Origin of the sequence: Ferrovibrio sp., assembly GCF_036381655.1 — a bacterium.
Classification (GTDB): domain Bacteria; phylum Pseudomonadota; class Alphaproteobacteria; order Ferrovibrionales; family Ferrovibrionaceae; genus Ferrovibrio.
On record NZ_DASVCJ010000018.1, the window covers coordinates 1 to 5,430 of the forward strand.

Annotated in this window: 4 protein-coding genes; all 4 read right to left on the reverse strand. The window is 69.4% G+C overall.

Features of this window, described 5'->3' with window-relative positions; translation table 11 throughout:
- Positions 1-466: 466 nt before the first annotated feature.
- Positions 467-1,414 carry a DMT family transporter gene (locus tag VF194_RS03650; RefSeq protein WP_330888135.1) on the reverse strand — a complete coding sequence of 316 codons (948 nt, stop codon included), beginning with the start codon at positions 1,412-1,414 and terminating at the stop codon, positions 467-469.
- Positions 1,415-1,579: 165 nt separating this feature from the next.
- Positions 1,580-2,218: an ATP-binding cassette domain-containing protein gene (locus VF194_RS03655; protein WP_330888137.1), complete on the reverse strand. Its 639-nt coding sequence runs from the start codon at positions 2,216-2,218 to the stop codon at positions 1,580-1,582.
- Positions 2,215-3,930, reverse strand: coding sequence for an ABC transporter permease (locus tag VF194_RS03660; protein WP_330888139.1), 1,716 nt, complete (start codon positions 3,928-3,930; stop codon positions 2,215-2,217). Before VF194_RS03660 ends, VF194_RS03655 begins: the two co-directional genes overlap by 4 nt.
- Positions 3,906-5,144: an ABC transporter substrate-binding protein gene (locus VF194_RS03665; protein WP_330888141.1), complete on the reverse strand. Its 1,239-nt coding sequence runs from the start codon at positions 5,142-5,144 to the stop codon at positions 3,906-3,908. The genes VF194_RS03660 and VF194_RS03665 overlap by 25 nt, the downstream gene beginning before the upstream one ends.
- Between the last annotated feature and the right edge of the window lie 286 nt (positions 5,145-5,430).

Sequence of the window (5,430 nt, forward strand, 5' to 3'; positions counted from 1 at the left end):
CGGCAGTAAGCCGGAAATCACTTCCCACTGCCGGTCGGTCAGTCCATATCGCCGCATCGGTCGCCCCCTCGCTTCAGGCGACCTCCTATGAATCATTCATTCAATACTTTGGGAATCCCATAATTGACGACACACCCTAGGACGCTGAACGGCCCGGCCCGCCGACAGGCGCGCCGAAAAAATCCTCCTTGACTTTATTCCTTATAAATGTACATCTTATGTTCCGTTCCCGCTGTTGTCAATCGTGGATCGGAAACAAGGCCCGCGGCCGTCGGCGCCGCCGGTGCGGCTTTGCTATGGCATGGGCATCCCGCTGGCAGGGAATGGCGCTTCATTGGCCTCGAAGCGGTATCGAATTGGCCGGGCATTGGTCGGGAATTGGCCTCAATTCGCTGCAATTGGCTCGCAACTGACGGCCATCAGCCCCTGGAAGGCAAGCCAGATACCAGCGGGATCAAAGACTTGATCAGCCGCCCTGGCCGCCGGCGGCCGGCTTCCGGCGCAGATCGCTGGTGCCGAGCAGGGCGCCGATGACGATCAGCCCGCAGGCGGCGGCCACCGGCCAGGTGAGCTGGCCCTGGCCGAACAGGATCAGCAGGAAGGTCGACAGCAGCGGCGCGGCATAGGCCATGCTGCCCAGCGCGCGGATATCGCCGCGCTTCATGCCATGATCCCAGAAGAAGAAGGCGAGCCCGGCCGGCCCGAGGCCCAGCCCCAGCACCGCCAGCCATTCGATCGGGCCGGCGTCGAGCACGGTGGTCTCGAAGGCGAAATGCAGCAGCCAGGAAAGCAGCGCCGTCGCCATGCAAAAGCCGCCGACCGCATCGGTCGGCACGCTCGCCAGCCGCCGGCTCAGCACCGAATAGCTCGACCAAGTCAGCGCCGCCGCCAAGGCCGCGCCATAGCCGGCCAGGTGCGCCGGATCGAAGGCGATGCTGCCCTTGCTCAGCACCAGGTTGACGGTGCCGGCCAGGCCGAGCGCCGCGCCGGCGACATGGAACCAGCGCAGCCGCTCGCCCGGCAGCAGGCCCGACAGCACCACGATGAGCAGCGGCCAGAGATAGTTGATCAGGCTGGCTTCCAGGGGCGGCGCCAGTTTCAGCGCGGCGAAATACAGCGCGTGATAGCCGAGCAGGCCGCCGACCCCGAGCGCCCAGGCGCGCGGCGGCTGCTTCAGATGCCCGGCGATGCTGTCGCCGCGCACCCGCCACAGGATCAGGGCGGCGATGCTGGCGACGGTGAAGCTCATCGCGTTGACCTGCAGGGCCGGAAAGGACGGCGTATAGGCGGTCAGCACCGCCAGCGCGGCCCAGAGCAGAATGGCGAGCGCCCCGATCAGGGTGGCGCGCTTGCGCTGCCCGGCCGGAGGGACGGCTTGCGCTGCGGCGGCCGTTGCCGCGGGATCGTTTGTCATGCTTGCGGCAAACGTCAGGCGCTGCGCGCGCCGTTCGGGCCGGATGCGAAGCTGGACAGAGGTTGACGGCGATGCATGGCGGCCCCGGAGCGACGCTGAAACGGTAAATCCTGTCCCTGTTGTAGTCCAAACCGGGCGCGCCGCAAAAGAGCCGCCGGCGCAGGTCTAGCCGTGCGGCAGACGCACGAGCGGTCCGCCGGCGGCCGCGGCATCGGCGGCATCGTGGGTGACCAGCAGCATGGGCAGGTCGCGCGCGCGGGCATGGTCGAAGACGAATTGCCGGAAGCGCTGGCGCAGATCGGCATCCAGCCTGGCGAAAGGCTCGTCCAGCAGCAGCACGGCCGGCTCCGAAAGCAGCGTGCGCATGAGCGCGACGCGGGCGCGCTGGCCGCCGGACAGCGTGGCCGGATCGCGGTCGGCGAAGCCCTCCAGCTCGGCTTCGCGCAACGCGGCGGCGATGCGCGCGCGCCGCTCGGCCCGGCTGCCGCCCGGCCTGAGGCCGAAGCCCAGATTGGCGCCGACGCTCATATGCGGAAACAGCAGCGCATCCTGGAACAGGATACCGGCGCGGCGCCGGTGCGGCGGCAGGCGGGTGATGTCGGCGCCGTTCAGCAGGACGCGGCCGCTGGCGGCGAAGGCCGGGGCGAGATAGCCGCCGATATAGGCGAGCAGGCTGGATTTGCCGCTGCCGCTCGGCCCCATCACGGTGACGATGGCGCGCGGCGGAATCGTCAGGCTCAGATCGCGGATCAGCGTCGTGCCGCCGATGGCCAGGCCGATGCGCCGCAATTCCAGGCCCGTCATGCCGGCATCCTCATCGCGGCGCGGCGGCGATGGATCAGCGCCGGCAGGCCGAGCGCCAGCGCGAAGCCGAGCAGCGGCAGCGCCGCCTGCGCCAGCGCGAAGACGGCGAGGATGCGCCGGTTGCTGCCGCCGGACAACGTCACCGCCTCGGTGGTCAGGGTGGCGATGCGGCCGGCGCCGGCGAACAATGTCGGCAGATACTGCCCGACGCTGACGGCGAAGCCGATGGCGGCGGCGAACAGCAGCGGCCGCAGCAGCAGCGGCAGCTTGATGCGCAGGAAACGGCGCCAGGGTCCGGCGCCGAGGCTGGCGGCGGTCTGGGCAAGGCGCGGATCGAAATGCCGCCAGGGATCGGCCAGGGCGAGAAACAGATAGGGCAGCACGAAGGTCATGTGGCTCCAGGTCACCGCCAGCAGCCCGCCATCGAGACCGAGCCGCACCAGCAGCACCTGCAGGCCGAACAGGAACGCGGTCTGCGGCACCAGCAGCGGCAGATACAGCAGCCACAGGGCGCGCTGCGTCGGCCGCACGCCATGGCGGGCTTCGTGTTCGAGGCAGGCCAGCGCCAGGCAGAGCGCGGCGCCCGTCGCCAGGCCGCCGATGAGCAGCGTGCTGCCTAGCGGGTCGGCCAGCGCCACCGCCTGCGCCAGCCAGGTCCGCAGGCTCCAGCGCTGCGGCAGGGCGGCCGGCCAGGGCCAGGCGGCGGCACAGGACCACAGCATGAGCGCCAGCAGCGCCAGCGCGGCGATCAGGGCGATGCCGCCGGCAAGGCCGCGCCAGAGCGGGATGGTCAGGTCGAGCAAAACGCCGCGGTTGCCATCGCCGATGCGGCGGCGGCCCAGCACCGATGCCAGCCCTTCCAGGCCGCGCAGCAGCGCAATCGCCAGCAGCACGATGCCAAGCTGCAGCATCGCCGCCGCGGAAGCCGTGAAGCTGCGGCTCAGATCGGGATCGCTGGCCCAGGTCAGGATCTGCGGGCCCAGCGGCGGCGGCGCGCCGGGGCCGAGGATGATGGCGACATCGACCACCGACAGCGCGAAGGCGAGAACGGCATAAACCGGCAGCCGGATCTGCGGATAGAGCTGCGGCAGGATCACCTTCAGCCAGGCCTGCAGGCGGCCATAGCCCAGGCTGCGCGCGACGATCAGCTGGCGCTCCGCGTCGATCTGGTTGAGTCCCGCCAGGACCATCAGCAGAAGATAGGGCGCCTCCTTCAGCACCAGGCCGCAGGTCAGGGCCAGTCCGAGCGGGTCCTGCAGGATCAGCCAGTCCGGCGGCTGCGCCCAGCCGGTCAGCGCCGGCGAGACCAGGCGCGCCAGCCAGCCGCTCGGCGCGACGAGGAAGGCGAAGCCGATCGCCATCGCCGCATGCGGCGGCGCCAGCAGGAACGGCAGCGCCGATTGCGCCCGGCGCAGCAGCCGGCTGTGCTGCGCGGCCGCCGCCAGGGCGAGCGCCAGCGTCAGCGCTATGGCGGTGGCCAGCAGGCCGCTCGTCACCGTCAGCCGCAGTGCGCTGACCAGGCCCGGCCAGGCGAAGAGATCACGCCAGGGCTGCAGCGACAAATGCATGCCGCCCAGCGCCGGCAGATAGCCGAAGGCCGGCAGCAGGGTGCCGGCCAGGCCGGCCAGCACCGGCAGCAGGAAGAGCGCCAGGGTCAGCGGCGGAGCAAGGCGCAACGGCACGTCGCTCAGCGGCTGTAGCGCCGCTCCCATTCCGCGGCGATGCGCGTCATCCAGGAGGGATGCGGCTCCAGCAATGGCCTGCCGAGTTCGGCATTGCTCAGGGTCGCCGCGCCGCGCGGCAGAGCGGCGAAGCGCCTGGCATCGGCGGGCGCAAGCCCGTCCAGGTCGAGCACGGTGAGCGCGCCGAGGATGTCCGGATCCTGCATGCGCGCCTGCGCTTCCGGCGAGAGCAGGAAATTGGCGACCACCATCGCGCCCTCCTTATGCGCGGCGTTGAAGGGAATCGCGACGAAGCTGGCATTGCCGATGGTGCCGCGCTTCAGCACATAGCTGCGCACGCTGGGCGGCAGCGTGCCGTCTGCGATGGCGCCGGAGGCCTCGTTGGGATTGAACGAAAGCATGATGTCGATCTCGCCGTCGTTCATCAATTGGCGCTCCGCCGGGCCATTGGCGGGGAATTGCCTGCCGCCGCGCCACAGATTGGGCTTCAGCGCCTCGTACCAGGCCCAGAGCGGCGCCGTGGCGGCGGCGAAATTCGCATCGCTCGCCGGCTGCTGCAGGATTGCCGGATCGGGCGTGAGTTCATACAGCGCCTGCTTGAGGAAGGTGGCGCCGAGGAAATTGCTCACCACGGGATGCGTCAGCCGCCCCGGATGCGCCTTGGCCCAGTCCAGCATCGCCGCCATCGAGCGCGGCGGCTCCTTCACCCGCGCCGCATCGTAGATGAAGACGATCTGCGCCATGGCCCAGGGTGCGGCCATGCCGTCCACCGGCAGGGTGAAATCGATCACCGTGGCGGGCTTGCCCTGCACATCGACCAGCCGGAAATTCGGCAGGCGCTGCGTCACCGGGCCGTACAGCAGCTTCTGCTGCTTCATCGCCAGCAGGTTGGGGCCGTTGATCCAGATCAGGTCGACGCTGCCGTCCTCCGTCTTGCCGGCCGCCTTTTCGGCGACGACGCGGGCGACGGCCTCCGCCGTATCGCGCAGCTTCACATGCCGGATCGCCACGCCGTAACGCATTTCGGTCTGCTCGCCGGCCCAGCGGATGAAGGCATTGGTGCGGTCATCGCCGCCCCAGGCGTTGAAATAGACGGTCTGGCCGCGTGCCGCCCGCAGCACCGCGTCCCAGTCGGAATTCTGAATTTCGGCGTTCTGGGCCGCCGCCGGGCCGGCAATCGCGGCAAGAGCGGCCGCGGCGAGGGCGGCGGCGGCAAGGACGAGCGGCAGATGACGGCGCAGCATGCGATGGCCTCCTGATTCGGGCCCCTGGTCGGGCCATTGTGCACGATGGCTGCCGCCGCGCCACAGGAGTCGGATGCTCACTTTGACGTGAAAGGCCGCCGCGCAAAGTAAAACGCCCGCCGGATCGACCGGCGGGCGCCAAGTTAAAGCTAGAGCGTAGTTCGATGTCTCTGAATCGTGTCTTGGGACCTGTTTGAGACGGTGGTGAGTCCTTTGTGAGTCGGCGCCGGTTTTGGGTTTCGGGTTTTCGACGAATCAGATTCACCATCCCTGCTGGTAGGAGGTC

What these genes read in the sequence shown, in the direction of transcription:
- VF194_RS03650 (WP_330888135.1), bottom strand. Translation starts at nt 1,414, where the DNA reads ATGACAAACGATCCCGCGGCAACGGCCGCCGCAGCGCAAGCCGTCCCT.
- VF194_RS03665 (WP_330888141.1), bottom strand. Translation starts at nt 5,144, where the DNA reads ATGCTGCGCCGTCATCTGCCGCTCGTCCTTGCCGCCGCCGCCCTCGCC.
- VF194_RS03655 (WP_330888137.1), bottom strand. Translation starts at nt 2,218, where the DNA reads ATGACGGGCCTGGAATTGCGGCGCATCGGCCTGGCCATCGGCGGCACG.
- VF194_RS03660 (WP_330888139.1), bottom strand. Translation starts at nt 3,930, where the DNA reads ATGGGAGCGGCGCTACAGCCGCTGAGCGACGTGCCGTTGCGCCTTGCT.